The organism is Candidatus Zixiibacteriota bacterium (assembly GCA_016933955.1).
In the GTDB taxonomy this organism is placed as follows: Bacteria; Zixibacteria; MSB-5A5; order GN15; family PGXB01; genus JAFGTT01.
Map to the genome: position 1 here is coordinate 166,198 of JAFGTT010000036.1, position 24,642 is coordinate 190,839.

Sequence of the window (24,642 nt, forward strand, 5' to 3'; positions counted from 1 at the left end):
ACAAGAACTTGGCCGGAAGATTTCTATGTTATTCGATCCCGATGATTCTTTTATAATTTCAAGTATTTTTGCGAATTGAAATTATGGTTTCCTCAATTGCATTTCTTATTGGCGTATAGGTGATCCCCAGTTCTTTTTCGGCTTTTGATCCATCGGCTACAAATTCCGCCTTCATCACTCGCATCTGGTCCGTGGCCATTCCCCATAACGGCGGCTTTTTGATAATATTCGCCAGAATAGTCAGCAACCGGGCGTTGATCATTGTCAGAAAATCAGGCATTCGTATTCCGGGTAAGGCCACACCGGCAATTTCACTTACCATTCGGTTTATTTCGCCGAAAGTCAAACATTGATTTCCTATTATATATTTCTCGCCAAAATTATTTTCTTTTTCCGCCGCCTTAATAATGGCTTCGGCCACGTCCTCAACATGCACAAAAGTGAATCTTTTATTTTCGAAAACCGTGGCCGGGAGCCTTTTATTTATCAGGCGTGCAATATATTGCCCGGTTGCTTTGGTGTCACCCGGGCCGAGGACCGCCACCGGATAGATCATGACCAGCGGTAGATGTCGCTCCTTATACAGCTTCCAGGCGATCAAATCCCCTTCGTACTTAGTCCGGAAGTACTCGGAAAAGCGTTTCGGACCAACCGGGCTTTCCTCGGAAAAAGGAATTTCGGACGGTCGGCCGAAAATGCCCGCCGTACTGACATGAACCACCTTGTCAATCCCCATTTCCAGCGCCGCTTCCATAACCTTTCTCGTACCTTCGACATTCACTTCATAGTATATTCGAGGGTCGCGTTCCCAAAAGGAGTACACATTGGCGAGATTGAGCACCCGGTTGCACCCGGTCATGGCTTTTATCAGAGTATCCTTATCGGTAACATCACCTATAAACAATTCAATTTCGCGCTCGGCCAAAGCCCTGGTCCGACTGGTTTTTCGAACCAGACAGCGCAGACGGTATCCTTTCGGGATTAATCTGCGTATAAGGCAAGTGCCAATAAATCCCGTTGCACCTGTGACGAGTATTTTCAAAATCTCTCCGATCCGGGTGAGTGGTTTTCATGTTGCGGAGAACTGCCGTCAGACAGCCGCTGATATTATACCCATTATGATAATTATTAAATTCCTATTAGCAATCGAAATCCGAATACAAAACACATGATGGATTATATCAGGCGAAATGGCAATTACAAAATCATGCTAAAAAAGCCCACATATTTGCGGTGGGTGGATTAGAATATAAACGCTTCAGGGAATTGGGGGATATATTTTAAGATGGAATGGTATCACTCTGCAACAAACCTGTTGACAGGGCGTATCAACAGGTATATAAAAGGTAATGAACGGTCGTTTAAATCGAACTTAAGCGGAAGTTCCCCCATGAGCACACCGAGGATGTTATTTGCCGCCTTGTTAATGATGGCCATTACGGCCTCAGTCGGTCAACCACAAACCGGAGAGGGACTCATGGATCAACCGGTCAAAAAGCAACAACCGCCGAAAGCGACCATTATTTTTGCCGTCTTTGCCGCCAATGATGAAGAATTGAATAATATTTGTTACCTCGCCGAAAGTATCCGTCAATTCGGAGGGAGATTCCGCGAGGCGCCGATCCGGGTATATACGCCCGATAACACCACAATGACCGATTCCACCCTGAAGAATAAACTGTCCTCACTCGGGATTGAATTTAAAACCGTCTCAGTCCCGAAGGAATCGCATTGGTTTTATTATGCCGGTAAAGTATACGCCGCCGCCCGGGCGGAAACGGAGGCGGTCGGGAAAACCGAAGTCCTGATCTGGATGGATGAGGATACCATTGTTCTGGAGGAACCGGAGAAATTCAAGCTTGATCCGCAAATTGGTTTTGCTTACCGGCCGGTCATGCATAATCGTTCCGGCTCGCCTTATTCCCAACCGCCCGATAAATTCTGGGAAAGGATATACCGGCTTCTGGAAATCGATGACAGCCTGTTATTTTCCATGGTTACTCCGGCCGACAAACAGACCATTCGGGCTTATTTCAACGCGGGATTGCTGGTAGTCAGACCCGAACATGGTATTCTCCGCAACTGGGCGACCGGATTTAAAATTCTCTACAGCGATCCGATTCTGGCCGAGATGTGCCGCAACAATGTCACTCATCGCATTTTCCTGCATCAAACCGCCCTGGTTGGAGCTCTCAAATTACTGGACCGAAAACAGATGATGGAACTGCCGGAAGACTATAACTATCCGTTGTTTTTCCATCGTATGTTCGAGGCGGCCGGAGAATTCGAGTCGATTGAAGGGATTGTCACCCTTCGCTATGATGTTTATTTTCGCGATCCGGATCCGGATTGGGCCTCGAAATTGAAAGGCTCACCGGGGAAAATCGCCTGGCTGGCCGAGCGTCTCGGTCGAAAATAAATTCCTGATAATCATTAAAAGACTCGGCGGATGGATTCCTGGTTACCATGTCAACAAACGGTGGCTTTCAGGCGAGATTTTTACCCAGTTTTTTTGGCACCGTTCGCTGACTTCGTTTAAATTATAAACTTCCCAGTTTAGACCTATCCGATTGCATAAATTCAGCAACTCATCCCGGCATCTTAAAGCATCTTCCAGATTCCTCACACGGCCGGAAAACACTCTGGTAAGAGTCTTCAGATAAATATGCTCCGGAATGGTTTTTTCTTCCAGATGGTAGAAAAGCCATTTAGAAATGAATGGCTCAAAAACCTTGTTTTTGGCGTAAATCCAGAGGATTATAGACTGGACGGCGCGGCCCAGGGCGTCGACCACATTATAAAGGCTTCCCCGGGTGGCCCACATATCCGGAAAGAAAACCAGGTATTCGTGGATCTCACGGTGATAACGCGCCATCAGCTTTTTCTGTTCCCGATCCGGATAAACGAGTTTGCTTTTAAGAAGATCTCTGATTCGATTGTCGGAATCATATAAGATTTGCGAATTCTGGCGATCCCATCGCATCACCTGGGTCCAGTAGGCCGACGGCGATTTGGCCTTCAGGGCTTTTTCATATGTTCTCACCACAATATCATAGCTAATGCCTTTGTACTCAATCCAGCCGATACTCACCAGCCGGTCGATATTTTTAACATGCTCCCTGTTTGCATAGACGATGAGATCCAGATCGGAATGCCTGTCTCCAAAACGGCGACCGATGGAACCGGTTCCGAGGATACCGACCACTCCATTGAGGCGTGAAATCTTATCGGTTATTGTCCGCCCGGCTTTCAAAAAAGTCTGATAGCGGTTGGTTCCTTTATATGGCATTGATGATCGCCTCCTTTATGATAATAAGCAGGAATATTATTAATCCATTCCAACGATGACAGACAATATCTTAAAGGTCGGACCAAACTCAATCCCGAATTACCGCCGGTCAGCTTTCAATACCCTTGCGCGCCTCGACTCCGCCAGTGTAATAGTGTTTGATTTCCAGCATTTCGGTAACCAGATCGGCCCGCTCGATAAGCCGCGGATCAGCATAACGCCCGGTTATGACCAGCTCGATGTCGGGCGGTTTGGAGTCGATTAGTTTTAATAAATCATCGACCGGGAATAACCTGAAATAGACTGCGATATTGGCTTCATCGAGGATAACCAGCTTATATTCCCCGGAGGCGATGATTTTGCCGACTTCCTCGAGACCGGAGCGCGCCAGCCGGATATCCTCCTCTTCAGGTTCCTGCCGGATAAAACATCGCCGTCCGTATTGCCTGACCGTGATCAAATCGGAGAATTTCGAAAGGGCATCGATTTCGCTGTATTTCATCCCTTTAACGAATTGACCGATAAAGACTTTCAAACCGGCACCGGCGGCTCTAAGAGCCAGACCGAGGGCCGCAGTTGTTTTTCCCTTGCCGTTCCCGGTATAAACCTGTATATAACCGCGTTTCCAGGAACCCTTATCGGTCATCATCGGTCACTCTCCCGGATTGGATTTAAAATTATTGATTCCGGAGTTCAATATATCAGATTGACGGATGTTCGGCAAGATGGATCACATATTATATCCAATCACATGGACACCCAAGTGACCATTTAAGAACTATTTGGCAAATCCGGGGTAAAATTCAAAAGAAAAAAATTTTTGTTACTCAGGAACCCTTAAAAGCATCTGTTTAGGTAGATGGGAAAACTTGAAGATCTATTCTGGCGGCTTGTGGAGAAGGAACATGTGGAGGCCAGAGCATATTGTTTTCGATTGACCGGAAATATTGATGATGGAGATGATCTTTATCAGGAATCGATAGTCAGAGCATACGGCGGGTTTGCAGGACTCAAAAAAACCGAGTCTTTCCGCCCCTGGCTTTTCCGGATAATCGGTAATAATTTCAAAAGTCGATTCCGCAAACCCTGGTGGAAAAGAGTTATCGCTATGTCGGTTAATATCGACGATTGTGATTGGTCGGAGAATCCCTCGGGGCAGTATGATGCCCGGCGAAGGCTGGAGTTTGCTCTTGAGGTTCTTTCGGCCGAGGATCGGATGATTGTCGTACTGGCTGATCTGGAGGGATGGAAAATTTCCGAACTGGCGGCGATGATGAAAAAAAACGAGGGGATGATTAAGATGCGGCTGATAAGGGCCAGGGCGAAGATGCGCCGGCGGTTGGGGAGTCTTTATCGGAAAAAGCGGCCGGTGATATTAAAAGGGAGTCTGTAAATTATGCGATGTCGTCAAGCTCAAAAGAAACTGACCGAGGCTGACTGGCAACCCGACCGGTACGAGAACGATAATGAATTACTGGAACATTTGAAGGTTTGTTGCCGATGTTCCGATCTGGTTCGGGCCGAACAGGAGATTCGCCGGGATATCGAGGCGGTCGGCCGGATGAGGCCGGAACTCGAGATGCCGATTGGCAGTCTCCGTGAAATGGTTGTAAAAACCGGAGATGGTTCAAGGGTGTTTCGGCAAAGAAGCGGGGCCGGAGGATTTTTGGGCAAGATCGGCTTCGGGAAGCTGGGTTTGGGTGTTGCCGTAGTATTACTGGCTTTTTTGGCGCTGGTACCATTCAGTTTCCGGGAGAAGGTGGGATATGAAATATCCATCTCGGGGGTTGACCGGAGTATTGCTATGGACAGTAAGGGGATTGTGCCTTTGCTTGATGCCCTGGGGATGGAAAAAGACAAAGCCGCCACTTTACTTAATTCCATCGAAAAGAAGGAAATTCAGTTGAAAGTCGGGGAGTGCAATGAAACCTGCCACCTGAGTATTTCCGATCTGAAAACCGAAAAAGATGTTCAGTTGATAATAAAGGCCATTATTGAACTGGGCTGCTGTGAAATAGACAATGTTTTACCCATCTATCGCAAAGAGTCAACCAGCCTGTTAGGGCACGCAACCAGGAAATTATTTTCGTAGGAGTCTGTCATGATCAGAATGATTGGAATATTTGTCACGATTTTGGGGGTAGTTTTAATGTCCGGGGCGGTCATGGCCCAGCCAAAACTCACCATACCGGAAAACCATTTCGATTTTGGCTATGTTCCCCAGCATGCCGCAATAAGCCACCAATATCAACTTCTATCGACCGGGACCGATACCCTTAAGATCCTGAGTCTCAAACCTGGGTGCGGATGCACCAAAGCCCCGCTGCAGAAAAGTAAGCTGGCTCCGGGCGACAGTACCAATCTTGAGGTTATCTTTTCGACACGAAGTTACAGTGGTCCCCAGAAAAAAAGGCCGTCATTGACCACCAATATGGGACCCGATGCTGTTAATGTCGTTTTCACCGCCGAGGTAATCATCAATCCCGAGGAAACCACCCCGATAAAAATAGCGCCATACAAGTTCGATATCTCCCAGTTCGATGACAAAGAGAGGAAGAGCCTCGATTTCACCATCACCAATGTTTCCGACGAACCCCTCGAAGTCAAGCTGGTCGATATCGCTCCGGGGATGTTCAAGGTCGATCTGCCGAAGAAAATCGGACCGGGGGAATCAAAGAAGGGTGAAATCGAGATACTCAAAGCGTACATCGATCAGGAGTTCGAGAAATCGATGACGATCGAACTGAACGATAGGGTCAAATCGAGATTCACGATTCCGATCAAGCGGTCGATCCGGCAGTTGAGTTCACAGACAGAGAATTAATAAACAATTAACATGTAATCAGTATAAGCCTTCCGATGGAGATACCATCGGCAGGTTTTTTATTTCAGGTATGATTCGCTCGGTGTAAGACGGATTATTTCGGCGTTTTTTATATTTCCCTAATGATATATCAAAAAGTTCCGCGATAATTTTATTCCACAGCAAAACACAGTCAGGGCCGCTCATTTATGGAATTGGCGGCCTGAAGACCTGTTGCCAATTCGGGTAGAATTCCCTTCTTACAATAAATCGGGCGCACCAGCGTTCTTAAGGCAGGCAGTCGATACAGAAAAACCAGGGCGCCGATAATACAGCATATTCCACCGATCATAACCGTGACCGGTGTTCCGATCCTGCTGCCCAGACTTCCTGCCAGGAGACTGCCCAGGGGCGCCATACCGAAGAATGACATGGCATAGAAACTCATCACCCGGCCGCGCTTATCATCATCGACGATAGTCTGCAAAATTGTATTGCTGGCGGCCATCTGCATCATCATTCCCATACCGACGAAAAACAGAAGACCAATCGACAGCCACAGGTAATGTGAAAATGAAAAAAGTGTCAGCCCGATCCCGAAAGTCCCTGCGGCGAAGGTAATGACTTTTTCCAGACCGATAACGGTTTTCCGCGAAGCCAGATATAATGCCCCTATCAAGGCGCCGGTTCCGACCGAAGCCATCAGGAAACCGAGCGTATGTGGTCCGCCATGAAGAATATCTTTGGCAAAAACAGGCATGAGGACAGTATAAGGCATTCCCATTATACTTACCAATGCCAGCAATATCAGGATAGACCTTATCGGGGGAAAGCCAAAGGCATATTTAAAACCTTCCTTGAAATCCACGAGTATATTACTTTTACGTATTTTTATATTTTCCGTTTTTAACCTCATGGCCAGAAGCGCCATTATCACTGCGAAGAAACTGCCGGCATTCACTAAAAAGCAAATACCCTCACCGACCGCTCCAATCAACAATCCGGCTATGGTTGGCCCGATCAGGCGGGCGCCATTGACCATGGTCGAGTTGAGGGCAATCGCATTGCTTAAATCCTCTCGGCGTTCAATCATCTCGACCAGCAGAGATTGTCTCGATGGCATATCAAAGGCGTTTATTAATCCAAGAATCACTCCCAGTGCAATAATATGCCAGACCTGAACATAATTCGTTAATACCAGAATGGCCAGTATCATAGCCTGGATGGTCGCCAGAATCTGAGTGACAATTAGAATATGATAGCGATTTCTCTGATCGACGATTACGCCGGCAAACGGCGCCGCCAAAAAGGTCGGAATTTGGGTACTGAATCCGACCACACCCAGAAGGAATACCGAATCGGTGAGACGGTAAACCAGCCAGCTTTGGGCAATCCGCTGAACCCAGGTGCCGATCAGCGAGATCCCCTGACCACCGAAGTAAAGACGATAGTTGCGCGAGTCAAGAGCGCGAAGGATAAACCTGATACCCGATTTATTATTGGGACCGAGATTTCTGTCCTGTTTACTCATGGTTTTTCGTCTTTTTCAAGTTGCCTATTATACTAATAAAGCCGCCCGAAAAACAGCTGTTAATGATCAGAAGGAAATCAAATAATGAAACCATAAGGTGCCGATGACCTTTCACTGACCATTCGGGCCGATTATCAGCAGGTGATGAAAACATATTCAGTGCCGGGATATTACGGTTTTGAAGTATTTCTTCTGATCCTTGGACGCCAGGAATTCCGTTTCTGTTATCATACTAAAACGGAGTTCCGTGAGTAGACGTGCGATATAGTCGGGGGAATGGCGGTAGCAATAATGATCATACTCCGCATTATAGTATTCATAGATGCCTTTTTTCAATTCGAGGAAATTATCTGGATTGGAGGAATAATAGGGGTAATAGTCGAATCCAAAGAAACCGCCAGGTTTCATAATCCGGCTAATTTCCAGGAGAACGGCATGAAGATCGGAAATTAAATGAATAACCCCGACAGAAATAACATGATTGAAACTGCTATTATCATATGGCCAGGGCATAGCCTGCAAATCATGCTTCATCAGATTAAACGACGAATGATTCTTTCGGCATACTACCAGCATTGAATCGGAGCTGTCCAGGCCATATATTTTCAGGCCGGCCTTATGGAACAGGCGCGCGCCCAGACCGGTACCAATACCGAGATCGAGCAAAGATTCGCCGGGATTAACATGAGGATACATCATCCCGAATATAACCGAGGGGCCATGCCACTGGCATTTGATACTTTCGGCGTCATAATTTTCGGCCCGGCCTTTAAATGGATCCTGATCATGTGACATAACTTATTCCTAAAAAATGGTCAGTTCGGACTACCCGCCGCCTGTTATTGGAATTTATGTTTCCCCTAAGTATGATATATGAAGCGGTTCCAGGCCTATTTTCTCATAAAGCCCGATAGCATCATGATTGGCAACCGATGTATAAAAAGTGTAATATTTAATACCGTGCCGCCTGAAAAAGCTCCCGGATTCTTCCAAAATCCGGGTAGCGATTCCCCGGCGCCGATATTCTTTCGCCACCATAAGAGCCGAAATATGGCCGACTCGTTTGACTTTGTAAAACCGGGGTTGATTGCCGATGGCAAGCGAGGCATAACCAATGATTTTATTTTCGTCCAGGGCGATAAGAGTGGCACTGTCATCGGACTCCAGAGATTTCAGAAATCTCCCGGAGATATCGTCATCGCAGAGATTATCGGTATCGAAAAATTCCTTATGATGGTTCTCATATTCCAAAAAGAACTCCCGGCATAATCTCAGAACTTCCGCCAGATCATCGCCGGGCTGTAATTCGCGAATTGATATCATTCTATCTCCATAAAATATAGAGCTCTAAATAGGTAATTTCCAATTCAGTCTCAGTGATAGGTTATGCGAACAAGATAAAAGGGGGGCTTAAAAGTGTCAATTAATATGTGGCGGGGATAATCATCTGCCCGAAGTGAAGTGGCAGGTTTAAATATTATAATATTCTTTATTGAAATTACAGGTTGTCTTAATTAATAAATACACCTTAATTTATATTCAGGTTTTGCGGTATTGTAACATTGTTAATCGCCTGATCGTAAAATAGACTGATACCATAGTAGTATAAAAATCAATTCATAAACTAATTCGGGAGGTTTTTATGATAAACGAACATCAGTCACGACGGAATTTTATTAAAATGATTCTCGCGAGCGCTCCGGTCATTGCTTTTGACTGGTCGGTTTTTCCGCTTGGATCATTCGCCTCGGATGGCGATCCCGAAAGTTGGGATGTAATCGTAATCGGTTCCGGACTGGGCGGATTGTCGGCGGCGGCGGCTTTCGCCCGGCAGGGATTTCGGGCCCTGGTGCTGGAAAAACATACCCGCGCCGGAGGATACGCCACCACCTTCAAACGCCCCGGCGGATTTCAGTTCGATGTATCGCTGCATTCGACGTCAGTACCGCAGAAAGACGGGCGGCGGTATATTCAGGGATTCCCTGAAATCACCGGAGTGGAATTTGTTCCTCATCCCAGCACCTTTCGCGCCGTTTTCCCCGATTATGATATCACCTGCCCTCAATGTGATCCTGACGGATATATCAATCAACTCAAGAAACTTTTTCCCGATGAAGCCCCGGGTATCGATTCGTTGTTCGAAACCATGCGGGGCATCAACAGCGATATAGGCAAACTCCAGAGTCAGAAAGGAGAGATCGACTATGGGAAATTCCCCTTCGATTATCCCTGCCTGTTCAAAGCCTACAGCCAGCCCTGGGGACAAATAGTCGATTCTTATATCAAGGATATCAAACTCCGCGGTATCATAAACGTTCAATGGGGATACTATGGTCTCCCGCCTTCGAAACTATCCCCCATTTACTATGCCCTTCCGTTTATGGGATATCTTGAAAACGGAGGCTACTATTCCAGAGGCGGCTCGCAGGTGATTTCGGACGGTTTTGTTAAATTTATCGAGGGGCATGGCGGTAAAGTGATCCTTAACACCGCCGTCGATGAAATACTTATTAAAGACGGCACCGCATATGGTGTCCGCACGGCCGACAATAAAACTTATCATGCCCGGGCCGTCATTTCCAATGTCAATGTCCCCGACACTTTCAAAAAACTCATGACACCCGGAGACAATTTGACCGATTATCTTAAAAAGATATCCGGATATACGGTATCGCTTTCATCATTTCAGGTATGGCTCGGTCTCAAAAAGGACCTGGTCGGCGAGCTGGGATTAAAAGATACCGAGATTTTTTATATGACCGGCTATGATTATGAAGCCGCATTCAACGCCATGGTCGAGGGGCGAATCGAAGATGAGGGCGGGTACGGCCTGACTCTTTACGATAACCTCTATAAGGGTTATTCGCCGGAAGGCAAGAATACCGTCAATATCATCTCCCTGATGGGGTACGATTACTGGAAAAAATACGAAACCGATTATTTCAACAATCGCAAGGAGGCCTATAAGGCCGATAAGGAACGAATTGCCGATTACCTGATCGATCGGGTTGAACAGACCCTGATGCCGGGTTTACGCGAGGCAATTGAGGTCAAGGAAATCGGAACCCCACTGACCAATGTCCGTTACACCACCAATTACCGCGGCGGGATATATGGCTGGGATCAGACTCTTAATAACGCCATGCCCAATCGTTTGCCTCAGATAACCCCGATCAAAAATTTGTACCTGTCGGGCGCCTGGACACAACCGGGAGGCGGTTATGGCGGAGTGATCTGGAGCGGCTTGAGTTGTTTCGGGGAAATCATGAAGAACTGGGGATAGATCGATTTCGGGATGCTATTCGCTTATTCTATTATGGACAAGATTTGATAAAGCGCTTTTCAATCAAATTGCCATATCGATTGGATGTGTGCCGATAAATATCAGGGCCGGGATTTATCCATCCCGGCCTTAATAATGAAGTTCCTCGATCAATTCGTAATGCTGAGAACGCTCATCAAAGCGTTTCAGCACTTCTCGCGCTCTGGCCGGAACATGGGCGACTTCATAATCATTGCCGGTAAAAGATTTGACATCTTCCAGCGAGTCAAACCACATTACGGTTATAAATTCGACTTCATTATCCAGTCGCCGCCGCAATACCTGAATTGACCGGTAACCCGGGATTTTCATTTTGGCAATTCCCGGGAGGACTTCGGTTTTCAACACATTGAAATAGACATCGGCATTCTCAGGAGTGGTGTACCCATGCCAGATGCGTCCGATCATAATTTACTCCTTTCTCGCTTTATCGGCCCGGCAATGCAGTTCACGGCGCAGGCTGGCCACCAGCAAAGGAGCTACCAATATAAAACCGATCCCGCTGATAGCTCCGGCAAAACCGCCGAAATACCTGCCGGTAACAAGATAACCTGTGATGTGCCCCAGGCCATTAAGGGTCATCAGAATGGCATAGACCAACCCGGCATACAGCGCCCGGCGGTATCCTCTCCAGATAAATATGAAAACCACTATCGGCACGATGAACAGGACGACATTAACCGCTACAAATATTGCCATACTTCCCAGGATATCTATGGCCCGGAATCTACCACAGACCTCCTCGATTATGTGAGCCAGATGCAGGAGGAGAAGAATCAGGTACCAATAAAGATGGGCCTTCGATTGATTCATATCGGATCAAATATAGTGTTTTTAGAACCAGTCAGAAATATTAAGAATTAGGTAATAAACCGCTTTATAATGCGGTACATCAGAAATGTTATCCACCTGCTTGGTATACGTTTCTGACCGAAATCGAAATCAGACCAGGCTTTATGGATAGACTCCGCAAAATAACGGCCGGAGGTATCACCCTTGCCAAGAAGCAAATCAATCATTTCATGTACATTGGGGTCATTTCTTATCAATTCAAATTGTGAAAGGACCTCAAGATATTTCAGAATTCTATAATCAGTATAAGGATATTTCAGTTTTTCCCAGCCCCGGCCGATTTCCGAATCATGACCGGCATATTTGATTTTCCCCCTGTTTTCCCAGCATTTTAAAAGGAATTTTAAACCTCTTCTGACTGACTCGCCATCGGCGAGATCCGGATTTCGGGCGAAGGCTCCCATCACACACAGAGTGGCAAAGGCGCAACTTGGCTCTCTCTCCCGGGAACCTCCCGGAAGCCCGGTATTCTTGCACCAGAAGCCGCCGTCAAGTCGTTGTCGGTTCAGAAGCCATGCATAGGCTTTCTGCGACCTTGGATCAGAGACATAGCCCAGTTTTGCCAGGGACTCGGTCAATATACCGGTAAAACAATCGGCTGGAGTTGGCGGCGGCGCCCATCCAAATCCCCCACCGGGGAGTTGAGTTCTGAAAACATATTCGCAAGCGGCGGCTATTTGGGGATGATCCCGATCCAAACCAAAATCCCCCAGGACTCCCAGAATCCAGAAGGTAGTATCCTTTTTGGGCCACCAGCTATAAATATCGTTTGGCTTACCCCAATATTCATCGGTGTTCTGTCTCTCCAATATTCGCCTGATTGGCTTACATCTAATGATTGAATTTTTGGTTTCGAGGACTTCACGATCATTTTCATTTCTGCCCAGAAGGTCAGTCATGGTTCGATATTTGACAAAAGCCTCTCTGCCAAGCAGCCATTCAATCGGTATAAGTTCCCAGATTTCACGTAGCTCTTTTGCCATTTCTGAGTTCCCCAAATAACATTTCCAGGAAATCTGTCAGCCTGAAATAACTATGACCTTTTTTAGAGACAGGACAGTCGCTCGATTCGATTCTGAATCATATCCATCCTCCGGTAATGGCAAAGTTAATTCGTTGTTAAAGACTTCCAAAGAAAAAACCTTTGTTAATACTGAGGCTATCTTAAAGCCCATGACAATACCAATATTAATTTCCCCGGGCTTCTTTCCCCCGATTCGGTTAAACTATAGCCTTTTCGATGGAAGCAAACGGATGATAATCGAACATGACTGATGACTAATTTCGATTGACATCTTGAATAAAATAGCCTATGATTTTTAAATTTAAAATCATATGAAAATTGCGGGTAGAGTTGTGAAGGAAGGGTCGGGATTCCGGGCGAAGCAGATCAAAAAATGATCGGTATGGCCGGGATAAGATTATTAGGGGAACAAATGACCGTCGATATCGGGATCGGACTTTCTTACGACGACGGAAGCGATGAAGAAGATATATATGGCAACACATTGGATGATGCAGTCGATTGGATCCCGTATATCGACTTTGTCTGGAATTTCTGATCGGGAGAGGTTTTTTTCTATGACCAAGTATAAGGCTCGGCATTATCAATATGGAAGTGCGGAATAACACATTCCGTATCGATAAGTTTCGACCGGGCCAATTGCCGTAAACCAGAATTGAGCATGAGAAGAGGTCTTGTAACAATGCCTATAACCAGGTGCACGTCTATTCTTTCCTGTTCTTTTTTGCTGGTCATTTTTTTTGTGAAACCTTTTCACGCCGAGCAACTGCCGGAGAGTTTCCAGTTGATTCGAACCGGACCGGGCCTGTCATTACATAAAGATATGTTTATGTTGCCGGCTACCTTCTCCGACGAGTACAACGGGGCAAGAACAGAAGCGGTATTTCAAATGAGTGCAAAACACCGCATATTCGACTTACCGGTATATTTCGCTTATACCCAGATTTCTTTCTGGCAGGCCTATGATCATAATAATTCCGCCCCATTCCGCGAAACTAATTATAACCCGGAACTATTCTATCGCACCAAACGGTTTCCATTCCATTCCGGACAGGTAGGTGCGGATATAGGTTTCGAACACGAATCGAACGGTCAGAAGCCTCCCATTTCACGGAGCTGGAATTTGTTATACATATCGCCTTATTATTATTGTTCCAATTTGCTTTTATATCTCAAATTTCGTTACCGCATTCCTGAAGACAAGAAGGAATATCCGGAGGCGGCTGTTGGCGATGACAATCCGGATATCACTGATTTTCTCGGCTACAGCGACATTCAGCTATTCTACAGATTCTCATGGCATCACTTATTGCACCTGATGCTCCGGGGCAATGTTAATACAGGTAAGGGGGGCCTTATCCTTAGTTATGGAGTGCCGGTGCCCAGGAGTGAAATGAGTTATTTTATCGTGAGGATATCTCATGGTTACGGTGAGAGTCTGGTGGATTACAACAGGTCTTTGACCAGAATCGGCTTTGGCATCATGTTTTCCAGATGAACCTCGGATCGATTAACAGCATAATACATTGTCTTTTATATCCGGATTTCCCCGCCTTTGAATAAAAGCCACAGGCAAAGCGATAATTCCGCAACGATTGCAGGCACGGCGACAATAATCAGAAATATCGTTTTGTAATCGGCGTAGCCGGATAAAAGAATATTGGCAAAGCTGTCTATCAGGTAGCCGAAAGAAGCCGCTATCATCAAAATACCCAGAACTCCGGGAATATAATCTGATTTTATAATCAAATAACCGAGGATAAGACAATGGAAACCGAAAAATACCAGAGCAATAAGATATCCATAACTATGAGCATTGAGAAACAGTAACATCTGGGAATACAGCTGATCCGGGCGAAATGATGTCAAATAACCGGGGCCATTCACAAGTAATAAAGCAAATACAGAATTGAGCAGGTTGATTCCATTAATCGCAGTATGTGTCAATCTGAAAAAGGCCGCAAGCAGCGCCAGACTCTTATTCACCGGCCTGAGTAATACATAAAGCGCCAGAGCCACCACCACATCAAATACAAGCATTATCAGATCCCCTGCGATACCGATGCGGAATAAAAATTCCGAAGCCATAATATTGCTCGCGGTGGCGGCCGCATCCCCCGGCACAATCAGTCTGGAACGGACAAAGAATTCCGCAAAAACACCACATAATATGATTACCAGATACCCTGCCCCGGCGATTTTTGCGGCCATTCGGGGTGAAATATCATTAAGATAATCAGTCATTTTTATCGCTTCCCATTCTTACCCTTTTTTAAAAAGCCCTACGTCAATAAATGAAAAGGGATAGGGATATTTTTAAACGGGAGTTGTGCAAGAGGTTTTTTTATGCTCGCAAAAACCTTCTGTTACATGGTCACCCAAACCCGTTTGAGATTCAGGTATTTCAAGCAAGATCCGTAACAATCAGGGTAACGGGATACTCCTGGCGGAGGTGGTTGTCCGGGCGCAGGAGTAACCCACTTCATTTTTGGGGCAGGTGTCGCTGAATTCGTACAATGTCGCCGTCAAATTTATAATCTGCTTAACGGTATCGATTCTATCCAGTTGATAGTTGGTATTTTCCTCCTCGAGGATTATGGAACTTGTATCGGCAATAAGATCACGGAAAAACAGGGCGCCACTGTTATGTAACGGGCCGGGTTGTGCATACTGCGGCATATTGCCGCTATTGTCGAGATAAACAACCCTGCTGTAATTATCATAGAATTGAGCGCCCGGGGTGGCAATTACGCTAATCTCCGGACAGGTCGTATCATCAGCCACTTCTTTGATCGGCATCATGGCATAACCGTAATCCCATCGGCCTCCGCCGGCGGCCGGAGAACCCATCCAGGCCTGCAGGACGATATGGCGATTATCGCCGGTGAGAGCCAAAGGCATGAAAATGCCGCCATGATTCGAGCCATGCTTCATTCGAATAAGACCCAGATATGTCGATACTCTGTCGGAAGGGTCATAAACGGCAAGACGGATCTCATCATTTTGACATCTATCCAGAAATTGAACGCCAAAACTGTACTGATTGACATTTACAGGTTTTGAAAAACACGGATTCTTGCAGTACACCCGCAGTATTTTGAAACTGCCCTGGAACGGGATCGAGAGCAGGTGAAAATATGTTTCCGGAATATATGGATTGCCATCATCGATACCGGAGTCGTACATATTGGGAAAGAAATAAGTCGGCTTGTATATATCCTCAGGTTCGGATGCCGACATTTTCTGTTCTTCATTGCCGGCGGCAACTTCAGTCAGCCCTTCAGATATTTTATCCCGCATTTCTTCGGTTTTTCCGATCACACCGGATAAAATCAATAAACAAATCAGGCAACCTAATGGAGCCGCCGCCTTTGGCTTTCTTTCAAACATAATAATTTCTCCTTCCCCGGCCTGATGATATGAATTACTCGTAACCCGATTCAAGGTATTTGAATTTCATTTTGATACCAAAGGCCTTATCAATATTGTACAACTTTCGGCAATTGCCGGGCTTTTTCAATGGCATTCTTTAGTTCCTTGGGCAGGGGAGCGATACCATTGAATCCGGTTTTCTTTACGAAATCAATCAGCATCTGCCGCAATGCATCCGGCTCCCATTTGGCGAATTTATGAGGCGTATCCAATCCGGCTTCATAGTATAGCCGAGCGCGCACGCTTTTAATTGCCCCCAGACGCGACAGATCAGAAAGCTTGACCAATTCCAAGATTGCCTTCGAGGGAATACCGGTCCGTTCGGCCAAACGACGACGGTCTTCGGGCGTTTTACCGGCCGCCAGCATATGGTCAACGGTTACAATCCCGATGGCTTCCAGTTTTGCGATGTTTTCTTCATCCACATCTCGAAAATCCCCAATCTTAAAGGCCTTTCTGGTCCCGGCAATCTCCTTTTCACGCATTTGACTCGCCAGATTAGCCAAAGGAGTATTGTCAATAAACCTGTAGTATAAGGCCAGACCCCGCATCCGTTTCTTGGCCTCGGCTTTATCAAGGCTTTCCGCATATGCCAGAATATCCTGCTTTGTTGCCTTATCCGCTCCACCCTTTCGTCTCCCTGACAGGTAAGCCTCAAATGCCTGAACCTGACCGGCCAACCCCCCGGCGACCTTTTCCTTTTTCCCCCTCCTTTTTAGATATTGCAGGAAACCTTTTTCATCCATGGTTCTATCTCCTCGATAGTTAAATTAATTCTTAGCTACCTATGACCCGCGTCAATTCCAGATGTCGGGGAAACTGATCATTCTTGCCAATATCGCCCGGTGACATTCGGAAGATTTTAGCAAACCTCTATCCAGCCTGTTAAATATAGATTATTTTAGCATAATTTCAAATCTAAAATCCCTGTCCGGATAATAAGGATTATTTGCCGGCGACTATAAAGATTCGCCCCTCCTCCTCAGGTTCAGCCAGCGAGGTCGATAGGTCCTGAATTCGGGCAAAATAGATATTCTTCCAACCGACCTCAAGCAGCGCCTTTCGTACCCTTTCCATATCAAAGACGGTGTTGGATACGGTTTCGTCGAATCGTTTATATAATCCCTCCGGCATAACAAAGAAACCAGTGATTCTGGTCCAGGCTTTATCACTCTGTCCGTCATAAATACCGCGCGTGATTATCAAAGTATCATCGCTGCTTTCATCGACCTGGATATTATTCCAGCGTCTCAAACCCTTTCGGGTGTTGAGGTCGAAAATGAAGTAACCGTCACTGACCGCGTGAACGCAACGAAAACAACTGGTCAAAGCCTGTTCATTATCGAGATGATTGAGCGAATCATAGGTGGAAACAACCAGCCCGAAACGTTCATTCAATGTGAAATCGCTTGCATCGGCATTCACGAACCGGCCCTGACCGGATTCAAGAAATCGGCCGGCATTCTCTCTGGCATAGTGGAGCATGTGTTCCGACAGATCAATACCAACGACCTTATATCCTTTTTCCAGAAAATGCACAGCAAGATGGCCGGCACCGCAGCATAGATCCAAGACTGATTTATTGGCCTGACCTATTGGTGTGGAAGCATAGAAATCGAGAATACGCGGCGCCACCTGGTTGATAAAGCCCGACCACTTTAAATTGTATATATAAGCGAAATCCCGACCATATGCCTGCATCTGAGACTCCTGAATATGAACTCCCAAAAGGATGAATACGATTACGGGTAACCAACCCTCCGAGTAATATTTTCAATAAAGCTCGCGTCGGGCAGAAACCCGGCTCGCCAGCCTGTTTGGCAAAATTAATCGCATTATTGATAATCTTCAATAAAAAAATCCGGACCGATGGAGAAATTAAGCTGTCCGGATATCATTCTCCCCAAATTTTTGTGAACTTCCAGCTTTAGCTGCGGCTCGGCCATGTTATGATTAGAGCAAGCCTATGGAAGATAATCGCATGAACGTGGTTGGTAATAGTTTCGATCACATGGTCATCTGGCGGTGCAGATCATCAAACTCCTGTTTGAGCAATCCGTAATGAAGAGTCCCACTGATACTCCCATCGGCATTCCGCCTATTCTCGCGTAAACTGCCCTCTCTTACCATTCCACATCGCTCAAGCACGCGAATACTTCGAGTATTGGTCTCATCACACTCCGCGCTCACGCGATGTGCTTCCAGGTAGTGAAAGATAAACTCGAGTGTCGCCCTGACCGCTTCTGTTACATAGCTCTGTCCCTCGTAGCCTCTATCGACGAAGAATCCGATCTGATATTCCGGCAGGTCGCCATTGATGAGACCGACATATACTTGCACCACAAACTGCTGATTCGACTTGTCAAAGCCGCCAATAAAGAAGCTCTTGCGTTTCTCCCACAGCTCTGCCAGTTCGCGAACGGTATCCTCGGCATCCTGCTCGCTCCTGAGCTGCATGACAATATTGTCTGATTCGTAACGTAACAGGTGCTCTCGATTTCTAAGACCAACTGCGTAATAACAGGGTCCATCCCCGGGACAATATGATCTGAGGTGCAGGCGTCGAGATTCAAAGGATGTTGGAATGTCCGGATGATTTCTCGGCATCATAATAACTGACTTCCGTTACTCTTCAATTTCGCTGTATCCCATTCCTTCCTCTTAATGCCATACAGCGCGTACGTCTTACCTCCGCGCACGACGAATTTCTCCATCTTCATGCCAATTCTTTCAGCCACACGCCGTGAGGGTCCGTTTTTGGGGTCGATCCAACCGAAGATACTGTCAAACTCAAGGTTGGTAAATCCGTACTCCATTACCGCCCTTGCAGCCTCAGTCGCATATCCCTTGCCCCAATAGGAACGTTTGAAATCGAATCCGATGCCGACTATAAGTCTGCTGTCGATCTCATCAGTTTCCAGACCGCAATCGCCAATGATTTCACCATTGTCTTTCAAGACGACTGAAAGTAGCGAAAAGCCGCGCTGTTGCTCGTGCTCGAGGTTGTCTCGTACCCATTTGTCCATCCTTGGCCGATCGAATGTCACACCAAAGTAACGCATAGCAATCGGATCTGAGAAAATCTCAAAAAAAGCTCCCGCATCATCTTCTCTCATTCTTCGCAGTATCAATCGCTCAGTTTCAATCATATCTTTGGATACGTCTTTTTTTGCCATTCTGTTGCCGAAAAGTCAATGCTTGAAAGCGGGGACAGCAGATATAAATGATTGATTAAGCGGGTGATATCATAAATATTTGAATCCCCCCTGAAACAGCACTCGGACAAACCGAAACCAAATTCGCTAATTTACGTTATTCTATCATGTTTTGAAGATGATAAGAATTACGGAGCGATTCCCAGCATTTTCATTTTACGCCAGAGGGTCGTGCGATGCATCCCCAACTCAAGTGCAACCTGTGACCGATTACCGTTGTATCGACGCAGGGCTTCGAGGATAATTTCCTTTTCGTTTTGCTCCCTTCCGTTCCCTGTCCCTCGGGGGGCCACCTGCGAGGAAATGTGAAGCGGTAGGTGTTCCGGTAATATTTCCGGCCCGTGACACATTACGAATGAATGCTCGATTGCATTTTCGAGTTCGCGGACATTGCCCGGCAGGGGATGCCGGCGCAGGGCCGCAACGGCGTTGGGCGCTATCCGCTCGATGGGTTTGCCGCTCTTCTTGCGGTAAAGCCTCAGAAAATGGTTCGCCAGAAGGGGGATATCCTCAGGGCGGTCTTTCAACGGAGGAATAATGATATTGACAACATTGATTCTGTAAAAAAGGTCCTGGCGAAACCGTCCCTCGGCGATACTTTGCTCCAAATCCGCGTTGGTGGCGGCTATAATGCGGGCGTCGGTATGCAGCATCTTGGTCGAACCCAGCGGCCGGTACTCACCGTTGTTGAGTACCCGCAGTAATTTCACCTGCAGAGCAACATCCATCTCGCTGATTTCGTCAAGCAACAGGGTCCCGCCGTTGGCCAGACTGAACTGCCCCGGCTTGTTTTTCTTGGCGTCGGTGAAAGCCCCTTTTTCGTACCCGAACAACTCCGATTCCAGCAGGTTGGCCGGCAGTGCCGCGCAGTTGAGTTTGATATACGGTCCGTACCGACGCGGACTGAGATTGTGAATAACCTGTGCGAACAGTTCCTTCCCCGAGCCGCTCGGTCCCTGGATAAGAACATTGCACTCGGACTTGGCCACATCGGGTAAGAGATTGATCAGCTTGTGCATCTGGTGATTGACACTGACGATATCTTCAAGCGCCTGTTTCTGTTCGAGACTCTGGCGAAGTCGCTCTATCTCGGAGATATCGCGGAAAAACTCCACCGCTCCAATCAGGCCGCCGTCATCGCCCTTGAGCATGGTGGTCGTTACCTGAATAGGCAGTTCGTTGCCTTCGCGGGTGATAATCGTGACACGGGCATTTTCCACCGGGTCGCGGGTTTTCAGGGTATCCTTGAGAGCGCACTGGCGATGACAAACCTCGGTCCGAAAAATATCGAAACAGTGCTTGCCGATAGCATCCACGGCGCGAAAGCCGGTAATTCTCTCGGCCGAACGATTAAACGAGGTTATCACGCAATTTTGATCAACGGTGAAAACTCCGTCGTTGATACTGTCAAATATGAGACGGCTCAGTGATTCTTCCACGTTAATCCCGTTCGGCACGATTTTAATCCATTCGCTTCATACAATATATATCATTTACAGGTCGACACAAGAGTATTTGGAAAATAATCCCGGTATCGCAACTCCGCCTTTCCCGGCCACTTGGATATCAGGCCGAGATTGACTTAATCGGCGACCAGCTCTCTTCCTTCAGTCCGAGAGAATCGGCAATCAACGCCGCCCGGCTGTTGAGATGGTAGCGATCCGAGCGGTCCGGACCGACAAGAACCACGGGACAGATAAACGACTCGGCGAATTCTTCGATTGATTTCTTGCCGAAATGCGCTTTGTCACCCACGTATCCAAGCACCAGGACCTGGAACTCACGCACCAGCAAACAGCGATGCAGCTCGACCCATTCGGCATGCTCGCACAACCTGAAACCGACATCGAGATAATCCCCGGCGCGCTGGTCGTAATACAGCCGCAGTTCCTTCTCGCGCTCAATAGCCAGTTTTATCCGCTCGGCATCGGGCAGGGAATCAACACTGTTGTCAGCCGGGTTGTACGGGTCACTCAGGAAATGGAAGACGTTCAGTTGTATCTGGTGGATGCGCGAAAGACGGAGGGCGTAATCGAAAGCCCAGTCGCCGGGTTCCGAGTAATGAGCACAAAAACCGACCGCGTTCAATGTTGGAATAGCCATATAAACCTCCCACCGATAATTCGGTGATTAAAAAATAAATATTTTTTCTTAATCATACTTATCATTTAGTCCGAGCCGAGGCCTGGACCGCTTCCTTCAAATAATAGTCGGAATAGACCGCCCCGATAGGATTGTTCGCCAGCGAGCGGTCTTTGACAAAAAGAGTCGAGACAGGTGATTCGCTGGCCTGGGTAAAAACACAGTCGGCGCCCATGCAGATACCGACAATGACGTTCAGGTCCGTATCAAGGCTGTTTAAGATATCCGCCTGCCCCCTCGGATTGCAGATTACATACTGCTGTTTATCATTCGGGTTGGTTTCCGCTGTTGATGTCGCCGGATCGGTTTTTCCACCGACCTTGCACGACACCGGGAAAACCTCGAAAAAACGTCTTAGGACCCGCACCAGAATCTCGGCCGGCTCGCGTAAATCCTCGCAGAAAGCGACACCAATACGCCGGTATCGCATCTCCAGACAAAAATAAATCAACTCGGAAAGACGACAGAGCGTGCGCTCCCGTTCGCTCGATATATCCAGCGAGGCCTCCAGCATCCTGGCTGTTTCCTGGTCCACGACCGGGCCGCCGTTAAATCTTTTTGATAATTTACAGGATTTTCCTCGAAGACAGGCAAGGTCGGTACAGACCAGACAATCGGCTTCCCGTTCCGATATTCCTCGTCTTTCTCCTTCACTGACTGAACCGGTATGATCGTCGGGACTCGTGCCTGCCTCAGCTTTTTTATCAGCCCCATCCGGTCGGTTGGCCGTATCACGTGTATGTTCAAGTCCGTAACCGCTGCGAAGGTTACCGGTACAAAGGGCCGCTATCAGTTCGTCAATTGTGCCGACAACATTTTCGATTATTGTAACATCACGGGAATCGAGAAACTCACGGGATTCGCGGCTGATACCGCCGCAAATGAGGGTATCGACCCGGTATTCCGAAAGGATATCAACCAGGTCCGCCATGCTGTGATGTGCCAGGATCACCCGGTTTTCACGCTTGGCCTGGTTGCGCCTGAGGACCACCAGCAGAACAGAGTCCGCAAAAGTACAACGCGGCGCAATGCGATCACCCAGTATTGGAATTCCATATCTCATGGTCTTTCCTCCTGCCAAAACTGCTGGCAATTGGTGTGCCAAACGCATTATTGATAATTTGAGATTCTGCGCCAAGGGTTGTGATGCCTTAACAAAGCCTCTCATGCAACAACTCATATTGCTATCAAGAGGCACATTGAAACACTATCCCCATAAATAACAATCACTTAACAGGCAGAATAATTTTATTCAAAGATACTGTTAAAAAGTCATGTCACATTATACCGCATTTGCAATCAAACGTTGCATCATGTCTCCCAATGCAACTTATGTTGCATCATACGCAACACCATATTTTCGTTTTTGCTTTCTTTACATCCTATTTTTCGTGCCGTGTGGCTGAGAAATCAATCCGGTAAAGCACCTTTTAAATTTCTTCAAGGACTTGTTGATTAAGGGACAAGGGGAATTAATCCCCCTCCATTCTGTCTTTCACACGGTTCTTTATGAACGCCTTTCATCAAATCGGTACGCGCTTTGCATGCAAAAATCACAAAACCTGAAAATAAGGGAAGTACTAGTATGGATGGAGAAACTATTCCGGCAACCACAGTCGAAGCGAAGCTGACCCCGGCGCGGCAATATCCCTATTATATAGAGAACCCGGTCAAAGAAAACCGTGTGGAGCGTTTTCTCGAGGCTTTCGCGGCAGTTCTCAAGTACAGCGACTACCGGCCGTTGCTTGATTCGTACTGTACGTCAAACGCGAAATGCAACCGTTGCGCCGTTGCCTGCCCGGTTTTTATGGCCACCGGCAATACGCGCGATATCCCCTGCTATCGCACCAATCTTTTACTCGATACCTACAAAAGATATTTCACTATCAGCGGTTGGGTCAAATCCCGGTTCACATATGGTTTTGAGCTGACCGACGAAATTATCGACGATATGGCGGACGGTTTCTACCGTTGCACAGCTTGTCGCCGCTGCACCCTGGAATGTCCGATGGGGGTTGACCATGGCCTGATAACGAGATTGGGACGATATATCCTCAGTATTCTGGGCATCGTCCCCAAAGCGCTCCAGGTGAGTGTCCGGGAACAGCTCGAGGGTGAGACGCATAATACCTCGAAGGTCCCCAAGGTCGCCATGTTGAACACGCTGGAGTTTCTCTCGGAGGAAATTGAGGAAATGGTTGGGGTTAAGCTCGATTTCCCGGTTGATAAAGCCGAGCGTGACTATGTCTTTTTCTGCGCCGTCAGCGATTATCTCATGGAACCGGAGACGCTTATGGGCAACGCCCTGGTCCTGTACGCCTCTGGTGACTGGGACCGTTGGACAATCGGTACGGGTAATTACGATGGTATTAATTACGGCCTTTTTTATTCCGACTGGCATCTCGAAAACATCATCAAACAACTGGTCGAGGAGGTGACTCGTCTCAAGGGTAAACGTATCCTCATTGGCGAATGCGGTCACGCTTCCCGCTCGGCGCATGATTTTGTGCCGATATACTGCGGAAAAGAAGCTTACCCGGTCACGAATTTTATGGAATACACCCTCGACTGCCTGCGCAAGAAAAAAATAACGCTCGATGATTCCGTTATAACAGAGCGGGTTACTTATCACGACCCATGTAATATTGCCCGTTCCGGGTGGATAGTCGATCAACCGCGCGAGATACTTCGCTCCTTCGTGAAAGATTTTGTCGAGATGACGCCCTCCGGCCGCGACAACTACTGTTGCGGCGGCGGCGGCGGACTTGTATCGGTTGACGAGATACATGAATTCCGTATGAGTGTCGCGGGGAAGGTCAAGGCGGAACAGCTTCGCGCTACCGGTGCTGATATCTGTATCGCCCCGTGCGCCAACTGCAAAAAGCAGTTAAAAGAACTGGTCGAGTACTACGAGATACCTTGCCGGATCATGGGCCTGCACGATTTGATACTCAAGGCCATACACGTTCCCGGCGGGAAATCCCCGAAGGAACGTAAAGAAGAAGCGGCTATGTTTGAAATGTGAGCGGCGC

General features: G+C 47.2%; 25 protein-coding genes. 7 read left to right on the forward strand and 18 right to left on the reverse strand.

The window, feature by feature from the left end:
* Positions 1-58 precede the first annotated feature (58 nt).
* Entirely contained in the window at positions 59-1,042 is a 984-nt protein-coding gene (locus tag JXQ28_13415; protein MBN2278730.1) for an NAD-dependent epimerase/dehydratase family protein, read from the reverse strand.
* Positions 1,043-1,390: 348 nt separating this feature from the next.
* Between JXQ28_13415 and JXQ28_13420 the strand changes: the two genes are divergently transcribed.
* A complete protein-coding gene (locus JXQ28_13420) occupies positions 1,391-2,419 on the forward strand; it encodes a hypothetical protein (GenBank protein ID MBN2278731.1) in 1,029 nt (342 codons plus the stop codon).
* Between the two features lie 42 nt (positions 2,420-2,461).
* Here the strand turns inward: JXQ28_13420 and JXQ28_13425 are convergent, their stop codons facing one another.
* Positions 2,462-3,289, reverse strand: coding sequence for a nucleotidyltransferase domain-containing protein (locus JXQ28_13425; GenBank protein ID MBN2278732.1), 828 nt, complete (start codon positions 3,287-3,289; stop codon positions 2,462-2,464).
* Positions 3,290-3,398: 109 nt separating this feature from the next.
* Positions 3,399-3,935 (reverse strand): cob(I)yrinic acid a,c-diamide adenosyltransferase, encoded by a 537-nt coding sequence (locus tag JXQ28_13430; protein ID MBN2278733.1) that lies wholly within the window; start codon positions 3,933-3,935, stop codon positions 3,399-3,401.
* A gap of 213 nt (positions 3,936-4,148) precedes the next feature.
* Here JXQ28_13430 and JXQ28_13435 point away from each other — a divergent pair, with 213 nt between their 5' ends.
* The 3 genes from JXQ28_13435 to JXQ28_13445 are packed head-to-tail and all read left to right on the forward strand — an operon-like array spanning position 4,149 to position 6,113.
* A complete protein-coding gene (locus JXQ28_13435; protein ID MBN2278734.1) occupies positions 4,149-4,682 on the forward strand; it encodes an RNA polymerase sigma factor in 534 nt (177 codons plus the stop codon).
* Between the two features lie 3 nt (positions 4,683-4,685).
* Positions 4,686-5,381 carry a hypothetical protein gene (locus JXQ28_13440; GenBank protein MBN2278735.1) on the forward strand — a complete coding sequence of 232 codons (696 nt, stop codon included), beginning with the start codon at positions 4,686-4,688 and terminating at the stop codon, positions 5,379-5,381.
* A gap of 9 nt (positions 5,382-5,390) precedes the next feature.
* A complete protein-coding gene (locus tag JXQ28_13445; GenBank protein ID MBN2278736.1) occupies positions 5,391-6,113 on the forward strand; it encodes a DUF1573 domain-containing protein in 723 nt (240 codons plus the stop codon).
* 172 nt (positions 6,114-6,285) lie between these two features.
* On the opposite strand, the gene JXQ28_13450 is transcribed toward JXQ28_13445, so the two are convergent.
* From JXQ28_13450 to JXQ28_13460, 3 genes are all read right to left on the reverse strand, one after another.
* A complete protein-coding gene (locus JXQ28_13450; GenBank protein ID MBN2278737.1) occupies positions 6,286-7,623 on the reverse strand; it encodes an MFS transporter in 1,338 nt (445 codons plus the stop codon).
* 156 nt (positions 7,624-7,779) lie between these two features.
* The gene (locus JXQ28_13455; protein ID MBN2278738.1) at positions 7,780-8,418 is read right to left on the reverse strand and encodes a class I SAM-dependent methyltransferase; all 639 of its coding nucleotides are present in this window, start codon (positions 8,416-8,418) and stop codon (positions 7,780-7,782) included.
* A 54-nt stretch (positions 8,419-8,472) separates the two neighbouring features.
* Entirely contained in the window at positions 8,473-8,946 is a 474-nt protein-coding gene (locus JXQ28_13460) for a GNAT family N-acetyltransferase (GenBank protein MBN2278739.1), read from the reverse strand.
* Positions 8,947-9,265: 319 nt separating this feature from the next.
* Between JXQ28_13460 and JXQ28_13465 the strand changes: the two genes are divergently transcribed.
* Complete coding sequence (locus tag JXQ28_13465) at positions 9,266-10,906, forward strand: NAD(P)/FAD-dependent oxidoreductase (protein ID MBN2278740.1); 1,641 nt, start codon at positions 9,266-9,268, stop codon at positions 10,904-10,906.
* Positions 10,907-11,035: 129 nt separating this feature from the next.
* Here JXQ28_13465 and JXQ28_13470 read toward each other — a convergent pair whose 3' ends face one another.
* The 3 genes from JXQ28_13470 to JXQ28_13480 are packed head-to-tail and all read right to left on the reverse strand — an operon-like array spanning position 11,036 to position 12,780.
* Positions 11,036-11,353, reverse strand: a complete 318-nt coding sequence (locus JXQ28_13470; protein ID MBN2278741.1) for an antibiotic biosynthesis monooxygenase — start codon at positions 11,351-11,353, stop codon at positions 11,036-11,038.
* A 3-nt stretch (positions 11,354-11,356) separates the two neighbouring features.
* Positions 11,357-11,758 (reverse strand): hypothetical protein, encoded by a 402-nt coding sequence (locus JXQ28_13475; GenBank protein ID MBN2278742.1) that lies wholly within the window; start codon positions 11,756-11,758, stop codon positions 11,357-11,359.
* A 47-nt stretch (positions 11,759-11,805) separates the two neighbouring features.
* Positions 11,806-12,780 carry a terpene cyclase/mutase family protein gene (locus tag JXQ28_13480; GenBank protein MBN2278743.1) on the reverse strand — a complete coding sequence of 325 codons (975 nt, stop codon included), beginning with the start codon at positions 12,778-12,780 and terminating at the stop codon, positions 11,806-11,808.
* Positions 12,781-13,563: 783 nt separating this feature from the next.
* Here JXQ28_13480 and JXQ28_13485 point away from each other — a divergent pair.
* Positions 13,564-14,319, forward strand: a complete 756-nt coding sequence (locus JXQ28_13485; protein MBN2278744.1) for a phospholipase A — start codon at positions 13,564-13,566, stop codon at positions 14,317-14,319.
* A 35-nt stretch (positions 14,320-14,354) separates the two neighbouring features.
* On the opposite strand, the gene JXQ28_13490 is transcribed toward JXQ28_13485, so the two are convergent.
* From JXQ28_13490 to JXQ28_13530, 9 genes are all read right to left on the reverse strand, one after another.
* Positions 14,355-15,065, reverse strand: coding sequence for a DUF4386 domain-containing protein (locus tag JXQ28_13490; GenBank protein MBN2278745.1), 711 nt, complete (start codon positions 15,063-15,065; stop codon positions 14,355-14,357).
* A gap of 180 nt (positions 15,066-15,245) precedes the next feature.
* Positions 15,246-16,211, reverse strand: a complete 966-nt coding sequence (locus JXQ28_13495) for a hypothetical protein (protein ID MBN2278746.1) — start codon at positions 16,209-16,211, stop codon at positions 15,246-15,248.
* An 89-nt stretch (positions 16,212-16,300) separates the two neighbouring features.
* On the reverse strand, positions 16,301-16,999 hold the full coding sequence (locus JXQ28_13500) for a DUF4332 domain-containing protein (protein MBN2278747.1): 699 nt from the start codon (positions 16,997-16,999) through the stop codon (positions 16,301-16,303).
* A 199-nt stretch (positions 17,000-17,198) separates the two neighbouring features.
* Positions 17,199-17,954, reverse strand: coding sequence for a class I SAM-dependent methyltransferase (locus JXQ28_13505; protein ID MBN2278748.1), 756 nt, complete (start codon positions 17,952-17,954; stop codon positions 17,199-17,201).
* Between the two features lie 306 nt (positions 17,955-18,260).
* Positions 18,261-18,863, reverse strand: coding sequence for a GNAT family N-acetyltransferase (locus tag JXQ28_13510; GenBank protein ID MBN2278749.1), 603 nt, complete (start codon positions 18,861-18,863; stop codon positions 18,261-18,263).
* On the reverse strand, positions 18,860-19,429 hold the full coding sequence (locus JXQ28_13515; protein ID MBN2278750.1) for a GNAT family N-acetyltransferase: 570 nt from the start codon (positions 19,427-19,429) through the stop codon (positions 18,860-18,862). The genes JXQ28_13510 and JXQ28_13515 overlap by 4 nt, the downstream gene beginning before the upstream one ends.
* 167 nt (positions 19,430-19,596) lie before the next feature.
* Positions 19,597-20,913, reverse strand: coding sequence for a sigma 54-interacting transcriptional regulator (locus JXQ28_13520; protein MBN2278751.1), 1,317 nt, complete (start codon positions 20,911-20,913; stop codon positions 19,597-19,599).
* Between the two features lie 121 nt (positions 20,914-21,034).
* Positions 21,035-21,571 carry a universal stress protein gene (locus JXQ28_13525; protein ID MBN2278752.1) on the reverse strand — a complete coding sequence of 179 codons (537 nt, stop codon included), beginning with the start codon at positions 21,569-21,571 and terminating at the stop codon, positions 21,035-21,037.
* 61 nt (positions 21,572-21,632) lie between these two features.
* Positions 21,633-22,673, reverse strand: coding sequence for a DUF1847 domain-containing protein (locus JXQ28_13530; GenBank protein MBN2278753.1), 1,041 nt, complete (start codon positions 22,671-22,673; stop codon positions 21,633-21,635).
* A 522-nt stretch (positions 22,674-23,195) separates the two neighbouring features.
* Here JXQ28_13530 and JXQ28_13535 point away from each other — a divergent pair.
* Positions 23,196-24,635, forward strand: coding sequence for a (Fe-S)-binding protein (locus JXQ28_13535; GenBank protein MBN2278754.1), 1,440 nt, complete (start codon positions 23,196-23,198; stop codon positions 24,633-24,635).
* Positions 24,636-24,642: the final 7 nt, after the last annotated feature.

Excerpts from the sequence above, each read along its gene's own strand:
- JXQ28_13450 (MBN2278737.1), bottom strand. The coding sequence starts at position 7,623 with ATGAGTAAACAGGACAGAAATCTCGGTCCCAATAATAAATCGGGTATC.
- JXQ28_13445 (MBN2278736.1), top strand. The coding sequence starts at position 5,391 with ATGATCAGAATGATTGGAATATTTGTCACGATTTTGGGGGTAGTTTTA.
- JXQ28_13490 (MBN2278745.1), bottom strand. The coding sequence starts at position 15,065 with ATGACTGATTATCTTAATGATATTTCACCCCGAATGGCCGCAAAAATC.
- JXQ28_13515 (MBN2278750.1), bottom strand. The coding sequence starts at position 19,429 with ATGGCAAAAAAAGACGTATCCAAAGATATGATTGAAACTGAGCGATTG.
- JXQ28_13430 (MBN2278733.1), bottom strand. The coding sequence starts at position 3,935 with ATGACCGATAAGGGTTCCTGGAAACGCGGTTATATACAGGTTTATACC.
- JXQ28_13440 (MBN2278735.1), top strand. The coding sequence starts at position 4,686 with ATGCGATGTCGTCAAGCTCAAAAGAAACTGACCGAGGCTGACTGGCAA.
- JXQ28_13460 (MBN2278739.1), bottom strand. The coding sequence starts at position 8,946 with ATGATATCAATTCGCGAATTACAGCCCGGCGATGATCTGGCGGAAGTT.
- JXQ28_13525 (MBN2278752.1), bottom strand. The coding sequence starts at position 21,571 with ATGGCTATTCCAACATTGAACGCGGTCGGTTTTTGTGCTCATTACTCG.
- JXQ28_13475 (MBN2278742.1), bottom strand. The coding sequence starts at position 11,758 with ATGAATCAATCGAAGGCCCATCTTTATTGGTACCTGATTCTTCTCCTC.
- JXQ28_13495 (MBN2278746.1), bottom strand. The coding sequence starts at position 16,211 with ATGTTTGAAAGAAAGCCAAAGGCGGCGGCTCCATTAGGTTGCCTGATT.
- JXQ28_13435 (MBN2278734.1), top strand. The coding sequence starts at position 4,149 with ATGGGAAAACTTGAAGATCTATTCTGGCGGCTTGTGGAGAAGGAACAT.
- JXQ28_13420 (MBN2278731.1), top strand. The coding sequence starts at position 1,391 with ATGAGCACACCGAGGATGTTATTTGCCGCCTTGTTAATGATGGCCATT.
- JXQ28_13505 (MBN2278748.1), bottom strand. The coding sequence starts at position 17,954 with ATGCAGGCATATGGTCGGGATTTCGCTTATATATACAATTTAAAGTGG.
- JXQ28_13530 (MBN2278753.1), bottom strand. The coding sequence starts at position 22,673 with ATGAGATATGGAATTCCAATACTGGGTGATCGCATTGCGCCGCGTTGT.
- JXQ28_13455 (MBN2278738.1), bottom strand. The coding sequence starts at position 8,418 with ATGTCACATGATCAGGATCCATTTAAAGGCCGGGCCGAAAATTATGAC.
- JXQ28_13500 (MBN2278747.1), bottom strand. The coding sequence starts at position 16,999 with ATGGATGAAAAAGGTTTCCTGCAATATCTAAAAAGGAGGGGGAAAAAG.
- JXQ28_13465 (MBN2278740.1), top strand. The coding sequence starts at position 9,266 with ATGATAAACGAACATCAGTCACGACGGAATTTTATTAAAATGATTCTC.
- JXQ28_13470 (MBN2278741.1), bottom strand. The coding sequence starts at position 11,353 with ATGATCGGACGCATCTGGCATGGGTACACCACTCCTGAGAATGCCGAT.
- JXQ28_13510 (MBN2278749.1), bottom strand. The coding sequence starts at position 18,863 with ATGATGCCGAGAAATCATCCGGACATTCCAACATCCTTTGAATCTCGA.
- JXQ28_13535 (MBN2278754.1), top strand. The coding sequence starts at position 23,196 with ATGGATGGAGAAACTATTCCGGCAACCACAGTCGAAGCGAAGCTGACC.
- JXQ28_13480 (MBN2278743.1), bottom strand. The coding sequence starts at position 12,780 with ATGGCAAAAGAGCTACGTGAAATCTGGGAACTTATACCGATTGAATGG.
- JXQ28_13425 (MBN2278732.1), bottom strand. The coding sequence starts at position 3,289 with ATGCCATATAAAGGAACCAACCGCTATCAGACTTTTTTGAAAGCCGGG.